Origin of the sequence: Curtobacterium sp. DN_7.5, from assembly GCF_022655355.1 — a bacterium.
In the GTDB taxonomy this organism is placed as follows: Bacteria; Actinomycetota; Actinomycetes; order Actinomycetales; family Microbacteriaceae; genus Curtobacterium; species Curtobacterium luteum.
Window position 1 is genome coordinate 3625149 of the sequence record NZ_CP093378.1, and the last position, 22541, is coordinate 3647689.

Here is a 22541-nt window from a genome sequence, read left to right on the forward strand (position 1 = left end):
ACGGCGAACTCGTTGGCAGGGCACAATGGTCGTTTGTGGCACTGCGGCGGTTGACGGACCGGACTCTGGACCTCGACACTCTCGAGCTCCTCGTCCGCGTCGCGGATACCGGTTCGTTGACCCGCGCGGCGGACGTGTTGGGGGTGACGCAGCAGGCGGTGTCGGCGCGCCTGCGTGCCGCGGAGCAGGCGATCGGTCAGCCGCTGGCGCGCCGGACGGCATCAGGGACCGCGATGACCGACGCAGGCCGAGTGGTGCTCGGTCTGGCTGTTCCGGTGTTGGAAGCCTCCCGTCGGCTCGAAGCAGGAGTCGCCGCGCTTCGAGAACCCGCGGGGTCCCTCGCCGTTGCAGCGTCGCAGACGATCGCCGAACTCCTGCTGCCCGCATGGTTGCTCGCCCACCGGGCTGCTGCGCCGGATGCGTCGGTGCGCTTGATCGCGGGGAACTCTGCTGCTGTGATGGACCTCGTCCGTTCCGGCGCTGCCGACGTCGGGTTCACGGAGACTCCTGCTGCGCCGGCTGATCTGTCATCGCTGGTGGTCGATGAGGACGAACTCGTGGTCGTCGTCGCTCCGCACCATCCGTGGGCAAGCGCTTCTGGCATTACCGCGGATGACCTCGCGGAGACGCCGCTGCTGCTGCGCGAGGAAGGGTCCGGAACCCGCGCCACGGTCGAGACGTGGCTCAACGATGCTGGGCTCCGCCCGGTCGCGCCAGCGGCGGTGCTCGAGACGACGGGCATCATCCGCGCCAACGCTCGAGCGGGCATTGCGCCCGCGGTGATGAGCCTCCGCACCGTCAGCAATGACCTCGAAGACGGTGCCCTCGTCCGGGTGCCGCTGCTCGGCCCGCCACTGATCCGGCCGCTGCGTGCGATCTGGTCGGGCCACCCGGGGCCCGCTGTGACGGCGTTCCTGGACACCGTCCGCAGCTCGAGTACCGGTGGTCAGATCAGTCCGTAGGGCAGCTCCGGGTGCTGCTCGGCGATCTCGGTGAGCCGGTTGTACTTCGCGACGCGTTCCCCGCGGGCGGGTGCGCCGGACTTGATCTGCCCGGTACCCGTCCCGACGACGAGGTCCGCGATGAACGTGTCCGTGGTCTCGCCGGAACGGTAGGAGACCATGCTGGCCATCCCGATGCTGCTGGCGGTGGCGATCGCGCCGAGGGTCTGGGAGACGGTGCCGATCTGGTTCGGCTTGATCAGTGCCGCGTTCGTCAGCTGCTGCTCGCCGCCCTCCCGAATGCGCTGTGGGTCGGTGACGTAGAGGTCGTCGCCGACGATCTGGATCCGGTCGCCGAGTGCCGCTTGCATGCGGCGGAACCCGTCATGGTCGTTTTCCGCGAACCCGTCTTCGATGCTCCGGATCGGATACGTGTCGACCAGGTGCCGGTAGTAGTCGACCAGACCGTCCCGGTCGAGGGTGTGGTCGAGCACCCGGTAGGAGCCGTCGCCCTGGGAGAACTCGTTCGCAGCCGGATCGAGGGCGGTCGCCACCTGATCGACGCCCGGCTCGTAGCCGGCGGCGCGGATCGCAGCGACCAGCAGGTCGAGCGCTTCCTCGGGGGCGGCAATCGAAGGGGCGAAGCCGCCCTCGTCGCCGAGGCCTAGGCTGCCGAACCGGTCCCGCACTAGGCCCGCGAGGGCGTGGTAGACGTCTGCACCGATTCGGACAGCGTCGGCCATCGACGTCGCCGCGACGGGGGCGATCATGAACTCCTGGAAGTCCAGCTTGTTCGCTGCGTGCGCGCCGCCGTTGAGGACGTTGAAGTGCGGGACCGGCATCCGCGGCGTCGAGCCGGTGATCTCGGCGATCCACTGCCACAGCGGGAGGTCCGCGGCGTAGGCGAGAGCCCGGGACGCGGCGATCGAGGTGGCGACGACGCTGTTCGCGCCGAGCCGGCGGTACCCGTTGGTGCCGTCGAGTTCGGCGAGGGCGGCGTCGATCTGCCCGATCGCCGACCACGACCGGCCGGTGAGGAGCCCTGAGATGTCGGTGTTGATCAGGTGGAGCGCCTGGGTGACGTCGCGGCCGCCGAACGCGGAACCGCCGTCACGGAGCTCGACGGCTTCGTGAGCGCCGGTGGATGCGCCCGCGGGGGCGTCGCCGGTGACGGTGCGGCCGTCGTCGAGCTCGAGGGACACGCGGACGGTCGGGTAGCCGCGGGAGTCGAGAATGCGAGCACCGTGGACTGCGTCGATGGTGACCGGGTGGTCGTGGTGGGTGACGTACTCACCCTGATGGGTTCCGTGGTGGTGGATGCCGCTGATGTAGTCGTTCACGGTGACGCTCCTTCTGGTCGGGTCATGCGTCGAGCTGATCTGTGATTGAGGGGAAGCCGCGGGGAGGCGGAGGGGACGTCCTGCTGGCGATCACTCAGCGCCAGTGCCTCCCCGCGGCAGTCTGTAGACCCGTGGGTCACGGGTGTCGGGTGTAGGCGTTCTGCGCGGTGCGAATGGCTGCTTCGGCAGCGGCCCGGTCGGCCCACCCGTTGGTGGTGACGTGCTTGCCGTGCTCAATCTCCTTGTAGTGGGCGAAGAAGTGCTCGATCTCCGCCAGCGTGTGCTCCGGCACATCGCCGATGTCCTGCACGTGGTTGAACCGGTCGTCGTTGGCGGGGACGGTGAGGATCTTGTCGTCGCCGCCGTTCTCGTCGACCATGCGCAGCATCCCGACCGGCCGGACCGTGATGACGACGCCGGGGAACGTGGGACGGGGCAGGAGCACGAGGGCATCGAGGGGGTCACCGTCATCGCCGAGGGTGTCATCGATGGAGCCGTAGTCCTGGGGGAACACCATGCTGGTGAACACGGCCCGGTCGAGCCGGATCCGGCCGGTGGTGTGGTCCACTTCGTACTTGTTGCCGCTGCCGCGGGGAATCTCGATCGTGACGTCGAACAGCATCAGCGCCTCCGGTTCTGGAGCGGGTGTGTGGTCCGTGGGCGGGGTGGTCACAGGGTGCCGCCGAGGAGGACGCCGGCAGTCGCGGCGACGACGGAGACGACGAGCATCCCGAGACCGTTGATCGCGGCGGCGGTGATCCGTCCGCTGCGGGCGAGACGGACAGTCTCGAAGCTGGCGGTGCTGAACGTGGTGTAGCCGCCCATCACCCCGGTGCCGAGGACCGCGACCGGCACCGCGCCGAGGTGGGTGGCGGCGCCGACGATGATCCCGAGCAGCAGCGACCCGGTTACGTTGATCGTCAACGTGCCGACGGGGAGCCGGAACTCCCGGCCGGTGTTGATCACCCCGTCGAGGAGGAACCGGCCGGCAGCGCCGACCCCGCCGCCGAGGGCGACGGCGAGGATGAGGGCGGCGTTCATGCTTCCTCCGTTCGGGGGCGGAACCAGCCGGCGACGACGAGACCGCACGCGGTCGCGATCGCGCCGGACAGGACGGTGAGGAGCGCGTAGCCGGTGCCGGCGAGGCCGTGGCCGTCGAGGAACAGGGCGGCGGTGGACTCGGCGAGGGTGCTGTAGGTGGTGAACCCGCCGAGGACCCCGGTGCCGAGGAGCAGCCGCAGCACCCTCCGGCGGCCGGCATCGGGCCCACGATGCGCGAGCGCTTCCAACAGCACACCGAGGGCCAGCGCTCCGGTGATGTTGATCCAGAAGATCGACCAACTCACCCCGCCATCGGCAGGAAGCACGATGCTGATGACGTCACGGAGGGCAGTACCAGCGGCCCCGCCGACGGCGACGAGGCCGACGTACCGCCACCGCAGATGCACCGGCCGCATGGTCGTTGCTGGGTCGGAGACGTCGACGTCCGGGTCGGAAGGGAGCTGGTCGTCGGGCATCGGGGTGTCCGTTCGGGTGGTCATGTTCCGCCTTCTGCCGCGACCAGCGCCGCGGCGTGCTGTGCTGCTACCGGATCCAGGAACGCCCCACCCCGAGGGACGAGAGCACCCGTCGGGGCGAGGTGGTACTGCACGGGTTGCCCGGTCGGCAGGTTCAGCCGCTCGAGCTCCGGGTCGGTGAGGTCGTCGATGCATGCGCACAACGCACGGAGCGAGTTCCCGTGCGCGACGACGAGGACGGTCCGCCCTACCCGCAGCATCGGCAGGAGCTGGTCCTGCAGCACGGGGCGGACCCGCTGGATGACGTCCGAGAGGGCCTCGGTGCGTCGGAGGGCACCGTCGGGCAGGCCGCGAGGCGCGGAGCTCGACCGCAGTTCCTCCCACAGGTGCAGCGACATCGGTGGCGGTGTGCCGGTACGGGACCTGCGGAGCCGCATGTACTCCTCATCACCGAGCGTGTGGCGGGCGTCGGTCTTCGTCATCCCGGTCAGGGCGCCGTAGTTGCGTTCGTTGAGCTGCCACATCGCTTCCGTCGGCAGCTGTGTCCCGAGGGCGTCGCAGACCAGTTCGGCGGTGCGGACGGCGCGGCGCAGCGTGGAGGTGACCACGACGTCCGGCGTGATGCGGTTCGACCGCAGGAGCCGTCCGGCTGCAGATGCTTGCCGTTCCCCGCGGGGCGTGAGCGGGACGTCGAGGAGCCCGGTGAAGATGCCCGCCTCGTTCGCGGTGCTCTCCCCGTGCCGCACAAGCGTCAGCACGCCGGTCACTGGGCATCCGACGGCTGGAGCACGGTGGCACCGACCGGGTCATGCGGGACGACCAGCACCGGCCGGTGCTGCTGATGGGTCAGGTGCGCGGCGACGGACCCGGTGAGCAGTTCCGCCATCCGGCGTCGGCCGGTCTGCGATCCGACGACGATCATCACCGCGTCACGTTCCTCAGCCACCGCAGCGAGTGCGTGACTCGGGTCCCCGACGCGGGAGACGATCTCCACGTCGACCGATCGCGCCGCAGCAAGATCCCTGATGACCCGCATGTCTTCGTCGGGGAGCTGCTGCGGGTCGCTGTCCGCCGTGTCCGGATCGATCGGTTCGATGATCTCCGACCCGTCCGCACGCACCCCCGCTGACAGCAGCGCCGGATCGACGACCACACACACCAGGCGGGTGCTGAAGCGTTCAGCGACGACAGCCGCGACGCCGGCGACGTCGTGCGCCTGCCCTGGCTGCACACCGACGACGACAACACCGGCAGTGTTCGATTCGACCATGGCATCTCCCTACCTCAGGCGCGCAGAAGCGCGACCAGCTGAGATAGGGACTGTTGTCGACGAGTGTCGAGGTTGGGTCCGGCAAGCCCCACTGCCGAGTCCGAAGACTTCACCATTATGCACCTACCACCCGGTGCCCGCACCGACAATCTTCCGCACCTCGATACCTGTGCCGGCGCTGCCCTCCGCGATCCTCGGAGGGCGGGTACCCCTTGGGGGTATCATCGCGGTCACCTGTCGCCTCGCGCGGCTGACGTTCTCCGCTCCATGACCTACTGAAACCAGATGATCATCATCACGTCTTCGCGTCGCCGGCTGCTGTTGCAGGTCACGGCGACGGTGGTGTTGCTGCTACTGGTTGGGTTCACGGTCCTGATGCACACGATGGCCGGGCACACGGCCGACCACGAGCATCCGATGACCGCTCCCACCGCCGCGATGGAGCACCACCCGGCCGCTGCCACCGGTCACACCGCGGCCACCGGTCATGCTCAAGACATGGTTCCCGCTGTTGCGGTGATGAACGTCCTCAGCGATGCCGGTTGCGATGGTGGCTTGTGTGCGCTGATGTGCTCCCTGATGGGGATGGCGTGCGCGCTGACGATCGTCCTGTTCGGGTGGGTGCTGCTGCGCGTCCGCAGCGGCGGAGTGCTGCACCTCCTCGCGCGGCTACTCGCTCTCGCAGCCCACGTGGCTCGCCGTATTCCGGTGCCGCGGCCGCCGTCACGTTCGGCGTTGCAGATCATTCGAGTCTGATTCCACCCCGGCGGGTCCTCCCACCCTCCGGGAGTACCCGCATGCCCAGAACCCGGGCAGGCATCCGCCAGCCCGCACCGATCTGACGCATCCACGGAAACGGAATCCACCATGCAGACCACCACTACCCGCGCTCTCGCGGCCGCAGCCGCCCTCACCATCGGCCTTACCATCGGCGGCTGCTCCACCAGCAACACCAGCAGCTCCGACGGGTCGTCGTCGCAGTCCTCGTCGTCATCGGCATCGCACAACGATCAGGACGTCATGTTCACGCAGCAGATGCTGCCGCACCACCAGCAGGCCATCGCGATGAGCGACATGCTCATCGCGAAGGGATCCGGCGTGCAGGCCGACGTCGTGACGCTGGCGAAGCAGATCAAGGCCGAGCAGGACCCGGAGAACACGAGGATGACCGGTTGGCTGACGGCGTGGAACGAGCCGACCGAAATGCCGAGCATGTCCGGGATGGATCGATCCTCGATGTCGGGGATGATGTCCGACTCCGCCATACAGGACCTCCAGAAGGCATCCCCACAGGACGCTGGGAAGCTCTACCTCGAGCAAATGATCGAGCACCACACCAGCGCCGTTGACATGGCGAAGACCGAGGTTGACAAGGGCAAGAACGCTGACGCGGTCGGCCTGGCGAAGTCGATCGTGAAGAGCCAGACCGAGCAGATCGCTCAGATGAAGGACATGCTCGCGTCGATGTGACCCCGGCGCGCAACCGGTCCGGTCCGACCCGGTCCGGTCTCCCTCATCCGCAAGACCCCTCGGGACACTCTGCCCGCACCGCAACGAAGTAGGGACACATGTTCGTCATCAACGCGCTCGGCGACGCCCTCGCAGCCGCCGGCTCCATGGGGTGGGAGATCCTCTGGCCCCTCATCCTCGGCTTCACCCTGTCCGGCATCATCCAAGCCGTCGTCCGCACGGACCGGATCACGCAGCTCATGCACGACGACTCGCCTCGCGCGATCAGCGTCGCGACCGGACTTGGTGCCCTGTCATCGTCCTGCTCCTACGCGGCCGTCGCACTCGCACGGGCCCTGTTCCGGAAGGGCGCCAGCCTGTCGTCCGCGATGGCGTTCGAGGTCGCGTCAACGAACCTCGTCGTCGAGCTCGGCCTGATCCTGGCGTTCGTGATGGGCTGGCAGTTCACCCTCGCAGAGTTCATCGGCGGCCCGATCATGATCATCCTCATCGCCCTCGGCTTCCGGCTCTGGATGCGCGGCAAGATCCTCGACGCCGCCCGCGAGCAAGCCGAGAAGGGCCTCTCCGGGTCGATGGAAGGGCACGCGGCGATGGACATGTCCGTGCAGGGGGATCATGGGTTCTGGCGCCGTCTGTTGTCCAAGCCCGGCCTGACGAGCGTGTCCCAGTACTTCGTCATGGACTGGGCATCCGTCATCCGCGACATCATCATCGGCTTGCTCATCGCCGGCGCGTTCGACGCCTGGGTGCCGAAAGCGTGGCTGCAAGCGGTGTTCCTCGAGGGACACCCGACGCTGGCGTTCATCATCGACCCGCTCATCGGACCGATCCTGGCAATGGTGAGCTTCGTCTGCTCCGTCGGCAACGTCCCCCTCGCCGCAGTGCTGTGGAACGGTGGGATCAGCTTCGGCGGCGTGATCAGTTTCATCTTCGCGGACCTGATCATCATCCCGATCATCGTCATCTACCGGAAGTACTACGGCTGGAAAGCAGCGCTCCGGACTACCGGGATCTTCTACGGTGCGATGGTCCTCGCCGGCTACGCCGTTGAACTGCTGTTCACCCCAGTGGGCCTGGTGCCGACGAACCGGCACCTGAGCATCGTGGCGACCTCGATCGGCTGGAACTACACCACCTGGCTCAACATCGTGTTCCTTCTGATCGCCGCGTTCCTGCTGATTGTGTTCATCCGCAGCGGCTCCGGGTCGATGCTCCGCATGATGAGCGACGCACCCAAGGAGAACAGCCACGGCCATTCGCACAACTGACCGCTCCATACGACCGAGCCGCCCAACTTCTGCCGTCCGGTAACCGATCGGCGGTTTCAAGGGGTCGTCGCAACGGGTGGTTGTTTCGGGTCCGAGAGTAGCTGCTCGAACGCTTCTGCCGGGGTGCGATAGCCGAGGGTCTTGCGGGGTCGTCCGTTGAGTTCGGCAGCGACTTCGCGGAGCCGTTCCGGGCTGTGAATGGCGAGGTCGGTGGACTTGGGGAAGTACTGCCGGAGCAGGCCGTTGGTGTTCTCGTTCGAGCCGCGCTGCCAGGGCTTGTGCGGGTCGCAGAAGTAGATCGCGAGGTCCGTGGCGAGGGTGATGTCTTTGTGCCGGGCAAGCTCGGTGCCCTGATCCCACGTCAACGACCGACGCAGATGCCCAGGCAGCGTCTGGATCGTGGGGATCATCGCGTCGCGGACCGCATCGGCGCTGTGTCCGTTGGGGAGGTGCAGCAGCATCACGTATCGGGTGGTGCGTTCGACCAAGGTGCCGATCGCGCTCCTGGCGTTGATCCCGACGATCAGGTCCCCTTCCCAGTGGCCGGGGACGGCCCGGTCGTCGGCCTCGGCGGGGCGTTCGCTGATCAGGATCATGTCGCGGATCTTCGACCACGACGCCCGCCGCGGCTCGCCCCGGTGCCGACGGATCGCGCGGCCGGTGCGGAGGTGTTTGTGCAGGTCAGCGCGCAGGTGCCCGCGGCCCTGGACGAACAGGGACTGGTAGATCGTCTCGTGCGACACGTGCATCTCCGACCGGTTCGGGAACGTCCTGGCCAGGTCATCACGGATCTGCTCCGGGGACCAGTTCCGCACCAACCGCAACTCGACCTGCAGCGCAAGCTCGACCCGGTCAAGCTTCCGGGGCTTCGGGCGCCGCGCTCGAACACGGCACTGCTTCTCCGCCGAGTACGGCCTGTAGTACCCGCCAGCTGCAGCGTTCCTGCTGAGCTCGCGACTGATCGTCGATGGTGCCCGGCCGAGGGCTTTCGCGATCGCGCGCACGCCGGCGCCGCTGAGGCGCAGGTCCGCGATCTGCAGCCGCTCTTCCTGACTCAGGTACCTGTCGGAGCGGGGCTTGTGGGCGAACGGATTCCGTCCGCCGGCTGCTTTGACCCAGCGGTATCCCTGACGTCGGTCCACGCCGACAGCATCACAGGCCGCCGTCCGCCCGAGACCTTGTCTCAATAGCTCCCAGAACCGCGCTTCCCGCGCACGGTGTTCCAGCCTCGATCCCATCCGCAACGCTCCGATTCACGGTGGTGTTGCAACGACCGGCTGAACCCAAGATCGGCTATCGGGACGGCCCTTAGCCGCGGGGTGTCGGCGCGCTGGCCGCCCGACAAGGACGGGAACGAAGTTCCCGATCATCGCGACACTGAGCTCTGGCGCACCCCGATCGACGGCTGCGTTGACGTCGCTGGCTGATCGGTTCGGGTAGTCGCGGCGCATCCGTGCTCACAGGTCGTCGAGCTGACGCGACTCGTCGGAGGATGGATCAACCACGCCGACAAGCGTACGCAGGCCCGGTCGTCGCACCGTCAAGGCGTGGCGTAGCTGAGGGTTGTCAGCTCCGATGACGACGATCGGGCTCCTCCCTATCTAGGACCGCATGCTGCTCGCCCGTCACGACCGAAGCTATGACACAGGAGTCCGCCGAAGTCCGGGCGAAGTCGTTGAAGGCGATCGCGGACCCCGCGCGTTTGCGCCTGATCTCCATGGTCGCCGCGTACGAGGACGCGGAAGCGTGCGTCTGCGACTTGCAGGAACCGTTCGGGCTGTCCCAAACGACCGTTTCGCACCACTTCAAGGTGCTCGTCGAAGCCGGCATTTTGCACCGCGAAAAGCGCGGCACCTGGGCTTACTTCTCCCTCGTTCCTGGCGCCCTCGCATCGGTAGCACCACTCCTCTCTTCGCCTACACGCTGAGGAAAAAGCACGTAAGCGATGGCATTCGTCGAGCGGCTGCGCTACGACGGTCGCGGCTCGGTGAGATCTGCGCGGCTCGTCGAGCCGAAGGGGCCCTACGGAACGTCTAAACTGTTGAGGTCGCGTCACTAGCGGCGTGGGGAGAGCAGCCGAGTGCAGGACTTCCGAGTCGTCGCGGGCGCGCTCGACAGTAGCTCCTTGCATCGTGCGCTTCAGCCCGCGGTACGCGACGAGGTCGCGACGATCGACCTTGGCCATGCTTCCTTTGTGACGCCGGCCGGGCTCGTAGCGGTTGCGAGCTTCGCTCAGCGAGCTGCTCGAAAGGGTCGTCAGGTGGAGGTGCTCCGCCCTACGAACTTGGATGTCGCAAACTACGTATCTCGCGCCAGGCTCGGCACGGTGTTGAACGAAGTCGGCGCGAACCACGACCTCCCCTCGGTCCGCGAGCACGACGTCGGGGACAACCTGATCCCTGTGGAGTCCTTCGACACCGCGGACGGCGTGGAGACCCTCGCTCGTCACGTGTGGACCCAGGTCGACCCGATCGACCCCGATGCCGCCGCCGTCATCTACACGGCGCTTGCGGCGATGGGCGAAAACGTGGGGTACCACTCGGGTCAGAGCCGCGGATACATGGCCGCCCAGAAGACGCACCGGGGTCGGGTACTTCGGTTCGCCGTCGCTGACGCCGGCCGAGGTTTCCGCAAGTCGCTGTCTCACCGGTCCCCCAAGTCCGATGCAGCCGCCCTTGCTATGGCCTTGCAAGCCGGGGTCAGCGGAACGGGTGACGCGGCACGGGGCTACGGACTGCACGAGATGGTCCAACGGTTCCGAGGAATCAACGCGACGCTTCACCTACGGTCTGGCTCCGGCAGCCACACCGTCTTCGCGAGCGGACGCACCAGAAGCGACACGTACTCGATCAAACTGCGCGGCTCAGTACTCGAAGGCGCGATCCCGCTCACACGCAAGAAATGATCACTACGCAGGGAAGTTGGTGTGGTTCACTGTGGTTACAGATGTCTGCGGGATCGACAAGGGAGGTAGGAGCATGACTCAAAAACTCGCTCTTCCTCGGCTCGTTGGCACACGGGAGGCAGCAGACAAGCTGGTCGAGCAGCTCCCAACGGACCTGCGAGACGACTCGGTCGTCCTTCTAGGTCGGGCACTGTCTACATCGACTGTGTCGTTCGCTGACGAGCTGGTTCGCGTACTGAAGGAACGCGGTACCGCTGAGATAGTCCTCCTTGCCGCGCCCGAAGAATTTCAGCGGCAAGTGCGCGACTCCGCATCCCGACGTGGCAGCATCCGTGTCCGCGTAGGCGACCGAAACGACCTCGCTGCCGTCTAGGCGCTCCTCCGGTATCTCCACCGCACCCAAAAGGCACGGTAGCCCTCAAGCAAGCGGAGCAGCCGCCCGGGAAGCTAGGCCTTCTTGCGCTCCGTGGCTACATCGGTCAGCAACGTCCGGAACGCTGAAAGCTCTTCCTCGGTTCCCGTCAGGGGGTCCTGCGCGGCGACCAACTCAGCCGTCTGGAGATACAGCTCTGTGTCGTCCAGCAGTGCGCCCGCCTTCACCATGGTGCACTGAACGAGGACGTCACTACCAAGGACAGCGAGCCTTTCGTCGCGGTCGTGGTCTGGAGTGGTCCCCGGAACTTCATTCGCGTATGTGAGAACAGCGGCCCGGTACTTCCGAAGCGCTTTCGCGGCAGCGGAAGTGTCTGCAAACTTTCGCTCGCTCAGACGGGCACGCTGTTCATGACTGCCCACAACGAGTTGCGTGATCCAAGAGGATCCGATCACGCCCACAACCAACGGCGTACCTACGATGATCGCGAGCTGCCCCCATGCGGGAACGCCGGCTTCGGTCAGCGCAGTGATCAGCTCGCTCATCTCAGTCCCGCCCTCTTCCCATAGCGAGCGTAGTGGGGATGACGGCTCCTCGTCAGATGGTGCTTACGATCAAATTAATGCGCCCACTCCGCTGCGAGCCAGGGTTACCTGCTCAGGTCGGCCGATTGAAGCGCGTGTCAGTCGGGTCACACCGGTATCCAGCCTGTCGGATCCTGGTGAGCACCGAGGCTGGGGTCAGCGACCCCAGTCTGGGTGACCTCGCCAGCGGGTCTGACCCGGTCGGAAGCGGATCTGCACGCCGTCGCGGATGGCCTCCGCGTACTTGGTCAGTTCCGGCTCGGTGAGCGAGCCACCGTCCCGTTGAAACGCACGACGAAGCTCCGGCTTGATGACCTCGACCGGCTTCCCGCCGAACTCGGCCTCGAGCCACTTCATGTCAGCATTACGCTCCGCCGAGATGTCCTTCACCGCGGCGTCGATCTCCTTACCAACGGCACGGCGAATCGCCTTCTCGTCGAACCTGAACTTCATACTGCTCATCACAGCTCCTCTCCTCACGCTACCGCGGGACAAGCACGGGAAGCGGAACGGTGGCGTGCGTAGATGCACGCCACCCCGGAAGGATCAGCCCTTCCCGAGCGTCGAGCCCGCGTTCGACTTCGCCGTCTTCGACGACCCGTCGGATGCAAGCGTCCGGCCTGCCTTCGACAGGGCCTGCTTCGACGGCTTCGCCGTCCTGCTGGTCTTCCCGGTCTTGCTCATCTCCCTACCTCCTACTTGGGGATGCGCAGAAGCACGCCGTCCGTCGAATAGCGGACTGGCGTAGAGGTCATCGAACCTCTAAGCTCGAGGAGTCTTCCCGGACACCTCAGCCCCGATCTGCGATTTGAGAGCCATTCTCGAACTAGTCGATCGGGGCTCTATTTGTACTCAGGAATCTACCGATGACGGTCGACATCCCGAGGGTCGCTGGCCGTCATCAGTCGCGCTGTAGCGCCGGCGCCGTCCTAACCACGCCGGCGCCACTGGCTTCGCACGGCCCGTTTCGAACCTCGTGCCTCAACTCGAAACGGTACGAGAAGGACCGTTGAACCGCTGACCGCCAGGTTTGCGACTGTCGGGCCAAAGATCGTTCAATCGGCAGAGTAGATGCATAAAGTCGCGCCCCTGTGTCACAGAGGTAGACCGACGGACTGCCAAATAACGTGTCCACATCCGTATTTCAGGACACGTTGCGTGGCAGTTGGACAAGTTAGCTGACGGACGACAGCTCGCGGCTCGCGGCTCGCGGCTCGCGAGAAGATCCCACAAATGGTCACCGTGATGGTGCTGCGGGTTCGTGCGACGACGGACTGGTCGCGGTTCGTCACAAAGAATAGACGAGGTCAGCCATCAGTAGCTCATCACGAAGACCGTCTAACTCGCCCCGGCTCTGACCGGCACGTTGCAGCACTTCGTCGAGGATCGACGCAACATGCCGAACCGTGAGAGCCTCTACGTGTCTCGTCCCCAACCGACGGAACAAGGGGGACTGTTTTAACCCGGCCAGCGACGAGATGGCGGCAACTGAGCAGACATGACCGAACTGCCCTGCATTCGCCGCCGGCTCTTTCTGGGGCGCGATGTGGGCGCACCACCTGACGAAAGCACATGCGGGGCACAATTCGGCCTGCCGGATGACCGGTATCCAGATAGTGTCAGCGGAGGAAGTCGAAACTCGAAGGCCGTCCCCGGGGTCTGACAACACATCGCCGACATGCAAAGCCCCTAGGCGCGCGTATGTCAATCCTCCGACTGCTCCGATAAGAAGCAACGCTCGGGCGCGGTCCCTATCCGCTCCATTGAGAGACACCTCGATGCCCTCCAGCACAACTTCGAGCGCGCGCACTGCCGGGAAGGACTGACCCTTCGCCTTGCGATCTCGGTAACGGATGAGGCTGGAGAGAACGGCGGGAACCGGCGGAGCGGACCTGACCCGCGGAAGGTCTGCTTCCACGTGGATTGCATCGATGACATCGATCCAACTCTTGATCCGGCCAGCCGAATGAGCGAGTGCGCCTGAGTCATCGATTTCTCGGGACCGATCGAGTAGATAACTCGCAACAACCGGGCCCGAAGCAGGCAACGAGCTGATCCCGCGCCGTGCACACCACGCTTCGAAATCCGCCCAGGGGTCCGGGGTACGTCGACGTCGAGGCTCGGGGTCGAGAGCGAAGCTCCTGGGTGCTCCAGTAAACGGCACAGACGCCGGCGCGGGTAGGTAGGGCGGGAACCTCATGACGTCGCTCCGATCGTCGGGTCATCGTCCGCCTCACAGATGGTCCGTCTCATTGGAAGGGACCATCTCCTAGGCGGAGAGACCATCTAGTTGGGACACCGACACACAGACAGCCCTACTGCGGCATGTCGACGAACCGCGAGAACATCCCGTGGAACGCCACCGTGATCGTGTCCGTCGGCCCGTTGCGGTGCTTCGCCACGATGAGGTCGGCCTCACCCTGCCGCGGGTTGTCCTTCTCGTACGCGGACTCACGGTGCAGCAGGATGACCATGTCGGCGTCCTGCTCGATCGACCCGGACTCACGCAGGTCGGAGATCATCGGCTTCTTGTCCGCACGCTGCTCGGGACCACGGTTCAGCTGCGACAGCGCGATAACCGGCACCCCGAGTTCCTTCGCCATGAGCTTGAGGGCACGCGAGAACTCCGACACCTCCTGCTGACGGGACTCGACGCGCTTGCCCGAGGTCATCAGCTGCAGGTAGTCGATGACGACGAGCTTGAGGTTGTGCTGCTGCTTGAGGCGTCGGCACTTCGCCCGGATCTCGACGAGCGTCATGTTGGGGGAGTCGTCGATGAAGAACGGGGCGTCGTTGATCCGGCCGCGGGTCTGGGCGATGGTCGTCCAGTCCCGGGAGTCGACGGTGCCCTTGCGCATGTTCTGCAGCGGGACGCTCGACTCGGCGGAGAGCAGGCGCATGGCGATCTCGGCGCGCCCCATCTCGAGCGAGAAGAACGCGGCGGTCTGGTTGTGCTTGAGCGCGGCCGCACGGCACAGGTCGAGCGCGAGCGTCGACTTGCCGAGTGCGGGTCGTGCGGCGACGATGATGAGCTGCCCGGGGTGGAAGCCGTTGGTCAGGCCGTCGAGGCCACTGAACCCCGTCGGCACGCCGGTCATCTGCCCGTCGCGGCCCTTGGCGGCCTCGATCTCGTCGATGGCGGCACCGATGGCGTCGGTGAGCGGGACGTAGTCCTCGGTCTGGACGCCGCCGGCGACGTTGTAGACCTCGGCCTGCGCACTGTTGACGAGGTCGGTGACCTCACCCTCGGAGGCGTAGCCCATCTGGACGATGCGGGTGCCGGCGTCGACGAGGCGGCGCAGCACGGCCTTCTCGGCGACGATCGCGGCGTAGTAGCCCGCGTTCGCCGCGGTCGGCACCATGCTCGTCACGCTGTGCAGGTACTCGGCACCGCCGGCGCGGGAGAGCAGGCCGGTCTTGGTGAGCTCGTCGGTGACGGCGATGACGTCGGTCGGCTCGCCGTGGGAGTACAGCGAGAGGATCGCGTCGAAGATGACCTCGTGCTTGGGGATGTAGAAGTCGACCCCGCGCGCGGTCTCGATGACGTCGGCCACGGCGTCCTTCGACAGCAGCATGCCGCCGATCGTCGACTGTTCGGCGAGGAGGTCGTGCGGCGGCGTCCGTTCCATGCCTCCGCGGTCGGCGACGTCGCGGGGGGACGGATCGAGATGCGCGATCGACACACGGACTCCTGTCGTTTGAATCGGCGCGAGCCCCTGCCCGCACCGAAGTTCTACCCCGGGCGACCGACATCGCCAGGTCGCGGGGCAACGGTATGGGGTGCAAGTTATCCCCACAAATGGCACCTGTGGATAACTCTGTGGAGAGCCTGCGGAACACGCCGGGGTGCCGTGTGGACAACTGTGGACAGGGGTGTGGACAACACGCCCCTAGAACACATGTTCGACGGTTTGACCTGGGCTTTTCTGTTTCACACCATGTGTGGAAAAGTGGGATTCAAGTTCCCATTGAAGGTTCCCGAAGTGGTCGTTTCGGGTGTGTAAAACCAGTTGACAAACCGAAACCTGAGGGAAACTTTCCCAAGTTGCTTCCAGGTTGCGCGGACCGGGCCGGACCGTAACCGTCCAGGAGAGCGCACCCCGGACGCCACCGAGCGGTAGCACCACCGTCGAGGTCGCAGTGGCGCGTCACACCACCGACGTGGCCGCACTCGTCCCCGTGCGCGTCGTCGCTGTCACGGTCGGTACCTGCAGCGTCACCGCGAGCCCCGTCCCGAGGTGCACGAGCGCCGTACCGGGCTCGATCCGCGACGAGATCGACGACCGCGAGACCCGCACGCCCACCAGGTCCCCGGCCAGGGTGTCCTGCGGCGACAGGAGCGCACCCCGCCGGTTCTTCTTGGCCTCGACCTGCCACCCGCCGAAGCCGGCCGCGAGACCGGTGGTGTTCCCGCCGAGCAGCATCCCCTGCCGGTTCGACACCGCACCCCGCACCCAGTCGCGCAACCACTTCGCGGCGCTGCAGTCGATGAGCAGCTCGCCGTCGTCGACCACGAGCACCGTCTCGGGCTCGTCCAGCACCGGCGCGAGGACCTCCGCGGTCACGTCGTCGCCCGTGTGCACCAACCGCACTCCGGGCAGTCCCGCGAGGTCGCGGACGGGACTCGGCCGCGGTGCGACCACGACGATCCTCGTGCCGCCGGCGAGCAGCGAACGCGCCATGGCTGCGAGCATCGTGGACCGTCCGGAGCGCGACGGTCCGGCGACCACGAACGTCCCACCGCCGGAGCCGAGATCGACCGTCTGGGGCAGGACATCGTCACCGCCGATGCCGGTCAACGCGACCAGCGGAGCGAGCAGTGGCTCCTCGGCGAGGGCGAGGGCGGCGTCGAGGTCGAGGTCCTTCGGCAGCACGTCGACCCGGAACGGTCGGGGCAGGGGTGCGACGCCGCTCGCCGGACGGAGTGAGCGCGCGAGCGCCTGCACGGCGGCCGTCTGCCCCTGACCGCTGACGTCCGTCCCGAGCACCGCGATCTGCACCTCGGTGCCGCTGTCCGCCCGGAACCCGCGTCCGGGCGGGATCGAGGCCGGGAGCTTCCGGTGGTTGATGCCGCCGAGCGAGTAGTCGAGGCGGTCGGTGAGGCGCAGGACGACCTTGTCGTCGGTCAGGGTCGACATGCGCGAGGACAACAGCGAGCGGTCACCGGCGATCACCAGGTGCACGCCGGCGGCCGCCCCGTCGCGCAGGAGCGATTGCACGGCGTCCGTCAGCGCCCCGCCGTCGACCTCCCCGAGGGAGGAGGTGAAGTTCTCCCACCGGTCGATGAGGACGAGCACGTGCGGGAGCGCCTCGCCCGGCTCGGCGAGCAGACGCTGCTCCGTGATGTTCGCGACCCCGGCCGCGGCGATGACGTCGTGCCGGCGAGCGGTCTCGCGGGTCAGCCGCTCGACGAGCCGGGTCGCCCGCTCGACCTGGGTGCGCTGCACGACCCCGCCACAGTGGGGGAGCGCTTGCAGCGACGCGAGCGCACCGTTGCCGCAGTCGATCGCGTAGAGGTGCAGATCGGTCGACGGGATCGCGGCTGCGGCGGACGCGGCGAGGGTGCGGAGTGCCTGCGACCGCCCGGAGCCGGGCGCCCCGACGTAGTACTGGTGTCCGAACCGGTCGAGGTCGATGACCGCCGCGCGCTGCTCCTGCTGGTCGGGCAGGTCCTCGGTGCCGTGCGCGAAGACGAGGGTGCCCGGCTCGCGGGTCTGCTCGGCGCGGCTGCCGACCACGCTCGACGCGACCTCGGCGAGCGGGAGGAGTTCCGGCAGCGGTGGCAGCCAGGGGCTGTGCACCGGGCCGATCCCGAGGCGGTCGCGCGCGGCGACCATCGCGTCGACGAGGACGGAGAGGTCGGTGGCGGCTCCGCCCTGGCGGGCGGCGGGTCGTGCTGGCGGCGCGGTCGCGAAGTCGCGCCAGTCCAGGGCACGGACGAACGGGAGGCCCGTGGTCGGGTCCGCCTCGGACACCCACCGCCCGCCGACGCGCGCCGCCTGGAAGGGGACGACCGACGCGTGTCCGAGACGCGCGTACGCGCGACCCGGTGTGCTCTTCGGGATCCTCGCCGCGTCGGCCACGTCGATGACGTCGCTGCTCTCCCCGGGGTCGGTCATCCGCAGCGCGACCCGGAGGTTGGTGTTCGCCCGGATGTCCGGCCCGACGACACCACCAGGACGCTGGGTCGCCAGGATCAGGTGCACGCCGAGCGAGCGTCCGCGCTGCGCGATCCCGATCAGCCCGGAGACGAAGTCGGGCAGCTCGGTCACCATGGCGGCGAACTCGTCGATGACGAGCACGAGTCGCGGCATCGCCTCGCCCTGACCGCCGCGTGCGAGGTGTGCCTCGTGGTCCTCGATGTCCTTCGCCCCGGAATCGGCGAGCACGTGCTCACGCCGGGTCAGCTCCGCACGGAGCGACCGTAGCGCGCGCTCGACGAGGTGCTGGTCGAGATCGGTGACGAGCCCGACCGTGTGCGGGAGGTCGGAGGCGACGCTGAACGCCGCGCCACCCTTGTAGTCAACCAGCACGAAGGTCATCCGGTCTGGCCGGTTGCGGAGCGCGAGGGAGGCCACGAGGGTCTGCAGGAACTCGGACTTGCCGGATCCCGTCGTGCCGGCCACGAGACCGTGCGGGCCGTCGTGCACGAGGTCAAGCTCGAACGCACCGTCGATCCCGACCCCGACGACCGCCGAGGTCGTCGCCCCGGGCCCGGCGTCGGACCACCGCTCGGCGACGAGTCGACCGTCCGGTCGCGGCAGGCCGACCACGTCGAGCAACCGCGCAGCGTCCGGCAGCAGCCCGTCGTCATCGAACCCGGACATGTCCCGGAGCGGAGCGAGCGCACGGGCGACGTCCTCGAACCAGTCGTCGTCGAGCCGGTCGGCGAGGACGTCCACCACGGGCTCGGCGAGCTGTCGCCGGAGCACCAGCTCGGTCGGCGTCCGGTGGGAGACCGTGGCGACGCACTCCTCGGGCAGCTGCCACTCCTCCTCGTCCAGGCAGACGAGCCGGATGCCGCACGCCGGGCCGTCCCGCAGCAGGCCGACCACGCCAGGCATGGCGCGGAGACGCCGCGCGCCGTCGAGCACGACCACGATCTCGGGCGAGAAGCGGCCGCGGTGCGCGCCGTTCTTGGACCGCTCGGCACGACGCTCGGCGAGCACCTGCGTGAGCTCCGCCAGCCGTCGGCCGATGGTGTCCCCGTCCGCGCCGATCAGGGCGAGCGCCTCCTGTCCCCCGGTGGGGCGCAGGTGCGGCAGCCACAGGGCCCACGCCCATGCGGAGACGTGCTGCTGCGCCGTGAGCAGGACGAACTGCACCTCGCGGGGGCTCTGCGTCACGGCGAGCTGGCCGAGCACCCACCGGCCGAGGTCGCGGGGGAACTCGCCGGCACCGGCGATCCCGAGCACGCCGACCTCGGCGAGCGGCACCGTGACCGGGACCCCTCTGGTCGTCCGCGGTACGTCCGCGAGTCCGTCCAGGTCGCGGTCGTCGACGACCGTGACCGACGAGGGCAGGTCGCCCATGCCGATCCGGACGTGCAGGTGGTCGGCGTCCGACGGTCGGCGCTCCCAGAGGCGACGACCGGGCGTGGTCGCGATCGTCCGGAGGGAGGCTGCGTCCAGGGACGATGAGCGTCGCTGGTCGCGCTCGGCGAGCACCGCCCGGTCGATGGCCGCCTCCAGAGCCGCCACCCGTCGCCGGTGCTCCGCGGTCTGCCTGCGGTGGCTCTGCTTCCCGGTGCGCCGGGCCGAGACGGTCTGGCCGACCACCATGATCGGCGTCATCGCGGCGAAGAGCAGGTAGAAGGGCGAGCGGAACACGGTCGCCATGACGATGCCGAACATCGCCGGCACGAAGACCATGATCCACGGGATCGCGGACCGCTGCGGCGCGACCGGCGGCTTGGGGATCCGGAACGACGTCGTGAGGAAGGGTGGCAGGAGGCGGGGCGGGCGGTTGAAGTCGAGCTGCCCGGACTCCGGCGGCCGCACGAGCATCTGGTCCACGGTCTCGACGGGCCGCACCGACAGCGCCGTCCTGCCGCTGAGGAGCACCGCGCCGGGCGGCCAGTCCGTCCACTCCTCGCCGAGGGGTTCACCCTCGAGGACCGGCCTCGCCGCTCCGTCCTGCGGAGCGGCTTCGTCGTCACCGACCACGTGGCGGACGGTCACCGTCCCGTCGAAGGAGACCCGCGCCTCCAGGCCGACCCGTCCGTCCGTCGCTGCTCCCACGGCGGCACGACCGTCTTCCACCAACGCGATGCGGTACGTGCCGGGCGTCAGCCCGTCTGCGCGGCCGGACCCGATGCCGCCGACGCCGAGCAGGTGCACCGTCCCCCGTCGGGTGCCGTCGGGCGCGGTGCCGCCGATGTGCAGGACGACCCCGTCGACCAGGCCGCTCCTCGCGAACGGCACATCGCCGTCCGGCGCTCCGGCCGGGAGCGCCGCGCCCCCCGTGCGTCGCGCGAGCGCGTCGACGACGCTGCGCATCGGCGTCGACCCGGCCGCGTCCACGAGGACGTCGGACCGCGCACCGGAGGTGTGGTCGAGTGCCGTGACGATGACGCGCATCAGGCCCGTTCCCTCGCGTCGGCCTCGACGGTCGCCGTGTCGGCGTCGGTCGACGGCACCGGGGACACGCCGAGCGACGACCACTGCACCGTGCCGAGGGCGTCCGACACGTGCCGTCCGTCGCGTCGGACGTCGAGCGTCCACCGCGCGAGCGCGTGCGGTGCGGCCGCGACGCAGGCCCAGCGGCCGCCGCGCCGCTCGAGCAGGCGGGCGAGTTCGCGCCCGTCCTCGCCGGCCGGCATGCGGGAGACGACCAGGAGGCCCGAGGGCACGTCCGTCGCGACGGCCGCGATCGCGTCGCGCACCGTCACCGGCGTCCCGAGGCCGGGGCCGGTCCCCACGCTCAGGAGCGTGGTCCCGACCGTCCACGGCGCGGTGCGGACCTGGTCCACGATCCGGCGCAGGAACGCCTCGCGGGCCGCTCGGTCCCCGTCGAGCGCGACGACTCCGCGGACCTGCCGCAGGTCGACCAACACGGTCTCGCCGGCGTCGGACCCCACCGCCACGACGGCACCGGAGGCCGTCGGCGCCGCAGCCGTCAGCGGGACCGCCTGCAGCGCCGCCATCGGTGCCCACCACGACCGCCCGTCCGGCGTCGCGGTCCACGGCGCGGGAGGGGCTGTCGTCGGCGACGCGAGGTCGAGCCGCACGACGGAACCGATGACGATCCGGAGCGCTCCCGGGAACACGACGCCTTCTGCGACGCACGATGCGTCCACTGCCCGCAGCACCCGGTCCGTCGTCCAGGTCGCGCCGACGTCCCGCGGGAGCTGATCGGCCCAGGCGATCGCGTCGGTCGCGGTCCCGCGACGGACGGCGACGATGGTCGGGATGACGAACGCGAGCGTGGCGAGGAAGACCACCACGGACATCGTGAGGAGCAGGTGCGACTCCGGCTCGACGAACGACCAGCTCACGCGGCGCCCCCGAGCTCGGCCAGGCGGCGCTCGAGGGTGGTCGGCTCGGCGCCGGGGACGTCGGTCCAGCGGAAGGTCGTGAGCATCGCGTCGAACAGGCCGACCAGGGCGTCAGTCAACCGCTCGTCGGCGTCCGGCAGGCTGATGGCCGAGAACGAGAGCACGACCCACCGTCCCGGGCGGTGCGGCACCGGGATCGTCCAGACCACTCGACGGTCGTCGACGACCGGGAGTCCGTCGGCGGGGCCGGGCAGCGCCGCCGCGGGGTCCGCGCCACGGACCACGGTCTCGGTCCGGGCGGCGATCCCGCCGTCGACCTCCCGGATCCCCGGGTCCTCATCGTCGTGCCGGTCGGGGAGTGCGTCCGCCAGCACCTGCGCGATGACCTGCTCGGGGGCTTCCTCGGACTCGTCGTCCACCTCGGCCTCGATGATCGACACGGGTGGGGTGAAGCCGTCGACGGGCTGCACGGGCATCCAGACCGCGGTGGCTCCGGAGTCACCGGCCTCGACCACCGTGGCCAGGAGGCGCTTGCGCATCTCCTGCCGCAGCGGTTCCGCGCGGTCCCGCGGCAGGTGGTCCGGGAGTGCCCGAGCGACGATCTCCCGGACGGTGTCGGCGAGTTCGCTGCGGTCGTCCTCCCGCGCCGGCAGGCGCGCCCAACCGGGCGGGAGGACCATGAAGAAGGAGGCGGTGGGATCGGTCATGCGTGCACCTCGTTGTCGATCGCGGCGATGAGTCCGACGAGCTCCTCGCCGAAGACGGGGACGACGTCGAGGTCGCTCGTGCGCCAGAGGACCCGCGTGTCCACCGTCGTGGTCGGGCCGACGTCGTCGGTCCGCAGTGCCTCGCGACGGACCGCGCACACCGTTGCCCAGAGCACACCTTCGTCGTCGAGGTCGTACCGGGTGACGACGGGTCCCTCACCACCGACGTGCTCGGGCAGCTCCTCGACCGCCGGACGGTCGACCGGCAGCCCTCCGAGCGCGCCGGCGAGTTCGAGCAGGTCGGCACCGTCCGGCGCGGCGACCCCGACCGAGACGACGACCGGCAGCGGCCACCGGTTCGGCACGGCGAGGCTCGCGACGAGCCGCTCGCCGTCGTCGAGGGCGGCACGGAACGCCAGGAGGGAGTCCAGCGCGGCGACCGGGTCGACCTCCGGACCGCCGGCGAACAGGCGCGCCTCGCCCTCGGCGTCCCGGTCGACCTGGGCGACCGCCGCGAACAACTCGAGGACCTCGGCGCGCCACCGGGACGTCGCCTCGTCGGCGGTCGGGACCACGATCCACTGCGGAGCCTCCACGTCGATGCGCGAGGTCACTAACGGTGTGGTCGTCATCTGCTCCAGTTCCGTCCGTTCGGGCCGTCGTTTCCGGG

General features: G+C 68.5%; 22 protein-coding genes. 6 read left to right on the forward strand and 16 right to left on the reverse strand.

Annotated elements, in window-relative coordinates:
* Nucleotides 1-35: 35 nt before the first annotated feature.
* Nucleotides 36-962 carry a LysR family transcriptional regulator gene (locus MON03_RS17105; RefSeq protein WP_242089674.1) on the forward strand — a complete coding sequence of 309 codons (927 nt, stop codon included), beginning with the start codon at nucleotides 36-38 and terminating at the stop codon, nucleotides 960-962.
* Here the strand turns inward: MON03_RS17105 and eno are convergent.
* The 6 genes from eno to MON03_RS17135 all read right to left on the reverse strand — a co-directional run bounded on the left by eno (nucleotide 947) and on the right by MON03_RS17135 (nucleotide 5068).
* Nucleotides 947-2281 (reverse strand): phosphopyruvate hydratase, encoded by a 1335-nt coding sequence (gene eno, locus MON03_RS17110; RefSeq protein WP_242089676.1) that lies wholly within the window; start codon nucleotides 2279-2281, stop codon nucleotides 947-949. The genes MON03_RS17105 and eno overlap by 16 nt on opposite strands.
* 136 nt (nucleotides 2282-2417) lie before the next feature.
* Complete coding sequence (locus MON03_RS17115) at nucleotides 2418-2903, reverse strand: inorganic diphosphatase (RefSeq protein ID WP_242089678.1); 486 nt, start codon at nucleotides 2901-2903, stop codon at nucleotides 2418-2420.
* Between the two features lie 47 nt (nucleotides 2904-2950).
* Nucleotides 2951-3322 (reverse strand): fluoride efflux transporter FluC, encoded by a 372-nt coding sequence (locus MON03_RS17120; RefSeq protein ID WP_242089679.1) that lies wholly within the window; start codon nucleotides 3320-3322, stop codon nucleotides 2951-2953.
* Nucleotides 3319-3729, reverse strand: a complete 411-nt coding sequence (locus MON03_RS17125; protein ID WP_439694344.1) for a fluoride efflux transporter FluC — start codon at nucleotides 3727-3729, stop codon at nucleotides 3319-3321. Before MON03_RS17125 ends, MON03_RS17120 begins: the two co-directional genes overlap by 4 nt.
* An 89-nt stretch (nucleotides 3730-3818) precedes the next feature.
* Complete coding sequence (locus MON03_RS17130; RefSeq protein WP_242089683.1) at nucleotides 3819-4556, reverse strand: 2,3-bisphosphoglycerate-dependent phosphoglycerate mutase; 738 nt, start codon at nucleotides 4554-4556, stop codon at nucleotides 3819-3821.
* Between the two features lie 5 nt (nucleotides 4557-4561).
* Nucleotides 4562-5068 (reverse strand): universal stress protein, encoded by a 507-nt coding sequence (locus tag MON03_RS17135; protein ID WP_242089684.1) that lies wholly within the window; start codon nucleotides 5066-5068, stop codon nucleotides 4562-4564.
* 285 nt (nucleotides 5069-5353) lie between these two features.
* Here MON03_RS17135 and MON03_RS17140 point away from each other — a divergent pair, with 285 nt between their 5' ends.
* From MON03_RS17140 to MON03_RS17150, 3 genes are all read left to right on the forward strand, one after another.
* A complete protein-coding gene (locus MON03_RS17140) occupies nucleotides 5354-5824 on the forward strand; it encodes a hypothetical protein (protein WP_242089686.1) in 471 nt (156 codons plus the stop codon).
* 111 nt (nucleotides 5825-5935) lie between these two features.
* Nucleotides 5936-6538, forward strand: a complete 603-nt coding sequence (locus MON03_RS17145) for a DUF305 domain-containing protein (protein ID WP_242089688.1) — start codon at nucleotides 5936-5938, stop codon at nucleotides 6536-6538.
* A 98-nt stretch (nucleotides 6539-6636) separates the two neighbouring features.
* A complete protein-coding gene (locus MON03_RS17150; RefSeq protein ID WP_242089691.1) occupies nucleotides 6637-7806 on the forward strand; it encodes a permease in 1170 nt (389 codons plus the stop codon).
* 56 nt (nucleotides 7807-7862) lie between these two features.
* Here the strand turns inward: MON03_RS17150 and MON03_RS17155 are convergent, their stop codons facing one another.
* Nucleotides 7863-9044, reverse strand: coding sequence for an IS30 family transposase (locus MON03_RS17155; protein ID WP_350355052.1), 1182 nt, complete (start codon nucleotides 9042-9044; stop codon nucleotides 7863-7865).
* A gap of 15 nt (nucleotides 9045-9059) precedes the next feature.
* Nucleotides 9060-9257: a three-helix bundle dimerization domain-containing protein gene (locus MON03_RS17490; protein WP_502798680.1), complete on the reverse strand. Its 198-nt coding sequence runs from the start codon at nucleotides 9255-9257 to the stop codon at nucleotides 9060-9062.
* Between the two features lie 188 nt (nucleotides 9258-9445).
* Between MON03_RS17490 and MON03_RS17160 the strand changes: the two genes are divergently transcribed.
* Together MON03_RS17160 and MON03_RS17165 are read left to right on the forward strand one after the other, a co-directional pair.
* Nucleotides 9446-9733 (forward strand): ArsR/SmtB family transcription factor, encoded by a 288-nt coding sequence (locus tag MON03_RS17160; RefSeq protein WP_242089693.1) that lies wholly within the window; start codon nucleotides 9446-9448, stop codon nucleotides 9731-9733.
* Between the two features lie 333 nt (nucleotides 9734-10066).
* The gene (locus tag MON03_RS17165) at nucleotides 10067-10711 is read left to right on the forward strand and encodes a hypothetical protein (RefSeq protein ID WP_242089695.1); all 645 of its coding nucleotides are present in this window, start codon (nucleotides 10067-10069) and stop codon (nucleotides 10709-10711) included.
* Between the two features lie 447 nt (nucleotides 10712-11158).
* Here the strand turns inward: MON03_RS17165 and MON03_RS17170 are convergent, their stop codons facing one another.
* From MON03_RS17170 to MON03_RS17205, 8 genes are all read right to left on the reverse strand, one after another.
* Nucleotides 11159-11629: a hypothetical protein gene (locus tag MON03_RS17170; RefSeq protein ID WP_242089698.1), complete on the reverse strand. Its 471-nt coding sequence runs from the start codon at nucleotides 11627-11629 to the stop codon at nucleotides 11159-11161.
* Nucleotides 11630-11824: 195 nt separating this feature from the next.
* Nucleotides 11825-12130 carry a hypothetical protein gene (locus MON03_RS17175; protein ID WP_242089700.1) on the reverse strand — a complete coding sequence of 102 codons (306 nt, stop codon included), beginning with the start codon at nucleotides 12128-12130 and terminating at the stop codon, nucleotides 11825-11827.
* An 84-nt stretch (nucleotides 12131-12214) separates the two neighbouring features.
* Nucleotides 12215-12352, reverse strand: a complete 138-nt coding sequence (locus MON03_RS17180) for a hypothetical protein (RefSeq protein ID WP_242089702.1) — start codon at nucleotides 12350-12352, stop codon at nucleotides 12215-12217.
* Nucleotides 12353-13983: 1631 nt separating this feature from the next.
* Nucleotides 13984-15297, reverse strand: a complete 1314-nt coding sequence (dnaB, locus tag MON03_RS17185) for a replicative DNA helicase (protein WP_152998015.1) — start codon at nucleotides 15295-15297, stop codon at nucleotides 13984-13986.
* Nucleotides 15298-15816: 519 nt separating this feature from the next.
* On the reverse strand, nucleotides 15817-20247 hold the full coding sequence (locus MON03_RS17190) for an FtsK/SpoIIIE domain-containing protein (RefSeq protein WP_242089704.1): 4431 nt from the start codon (nucleotides 20245-20247) through the stop codon (nucleotides 15817-15819).
* Nucleotides 20247-21164, reverse strand: a complete 918-nt coding sequence (locus MON03_RS17195) for a hypothetical protein (RefSeq protein ID WP_242089706.1) — start codon at nucleotides 21162-21164, stop codon at nucleotides 20247-20249. The genes MON03_RS17190 and MON03_RS17195 overlap by 1 nt, the downstream gene beginning before the upstream one ends.
* A complete protein-coding gene (locus MON03_RS17200; protein WP_242089708.1) occupies nucleotides 21161-21871 on the reverse strand; it encodes a hypothetical protein in 711 nt (236 codons plus the stop codon). Before MON03_RS17200 ends, MON03_RS17195 begins: the two co-directional genes overlap by 4 nt.
* A complete protein-coding gene (locus MON03_RS17205) occupies nucleotides 21868-22503 on the reverse strand; it encodes a hypothetical protein (protein WP_242089710.1) in 636 nt (211 codons plus the stop codon). Before MON03_RS17205 ends, MON03_RS17200 begins: the two co-directional genes overlap by 4 nt.
* Between the last annotated feature and the right edge of the window lie 38 nt (nucleotides 22504-22541).

Coding starts and splice junctions, on each gene's coding strand:
- MON03_RS17205 (WP_242089710.1), bottom strand. CDS start 22,503: ATGACGACCACACCGTTAGTGACCTCGCGCATCGACGTGGAGGCTCCG.
- MON03_RS17145 (WP_242089688.1), top strand. CDS start 5,936: ATGCAGACCACCACTACCCGCGCTCTCGCGGCCGCAGCCGCCCTCACC.
- MON03_RS17170 (WP_242089698.1), bottom strand. CDS start 11,629: ATGAGCGAGCTGATCACTGCGCTGACCGAAGCCGGCGTTCCCGCATGG.
- MON03_RS17150 (WP_242089691.1), top strand. CDS start 6,637: ATGTTCGTCATCAACGCGCTCGGCGACGCCCTCGCAGCCGCCGGCTCC.
- MON03_RS17200 (WP_242089708.1), bottom strand. CDS start 21,871: ATGACCGATCCCACCGCCTCCTTCTTCATGGTCCTCCCGCCCGGTTGG.
- dnaB (WP_152998015.1), bottom strand. CDS start 15,297: ATGGAACGGACGCCGCCGCACGACCTCCTCGCCGAACAGTCGACGATC.
- MON03_RS17180 (WP_242089702.1), bottom strand. CDS start 12,352: ATGAGCAAGACCGGGAAGACCAGCAGGACGGCGAAGCCGTCGAAGCAG.
- MON03_RS17490 (WP_502798680.1), bottom strand. CDS start 9,257: ATGCGCCGCGACTACCCGAACCGATCAGCCAGCGACGTCAACGCAGCC.
- MON03_RS17120 (WP_242089679.1), bottom strand. CDS start 3,322: ATGAACGCCGCCCTCATCCTCGCCGTCGCCCTCGGCGGCGGGGTCGGC.
- MON03_RS17115 (WP_242089678.1), bottom strand. CDS start 2,903: ATGCTGTTCGACGTCACGATCGAGATTCCCCGCGGCAGCGGCAACAAG.
- MON03_RS17135 (WP_242089684.1), bottom strand. CDS start 5,068: ATGGTCGAATCGAACACTGCCGGTGTTGTCGTCGTCGGTGTGCAGCCA.
- MON03_RS17175 (WP_242089700.1), bottom strand. CDS start 12,130: ATGAGCAGTATGAAGTTCAGGTTCGACGAGAAGGCGATTCGCCGTGCC.
- MON03_RS17155 (WP_350355052.1), bottom strand. CDS start 9,044: ATGGGATCGAGGCTGGAACACCGTGCGCGGGAAGCGCGGTTCTGGGAG.
- MON03_RS17140 (WP_242089686.1), top strand. CDS start 5,354: ATGATCATCATCACGTCTTCGCGTCGCCGGCTGCTGTTGCAGGTCACG.
- MON03_RS17160 (WP_242089693.1), top strand. CDS start 9,446: ATGACACAGGAGTCCGCCGAAGTCCGGGCGAAGTCGTTGAAGGCGATC.
- MON03_RS17190 (WP_242089704.1), bottom strand. CDS start 20,247: ATGCGCGTCATCGTCACGGCACTCGACCACACCTCCGGTGCGCGGTCC.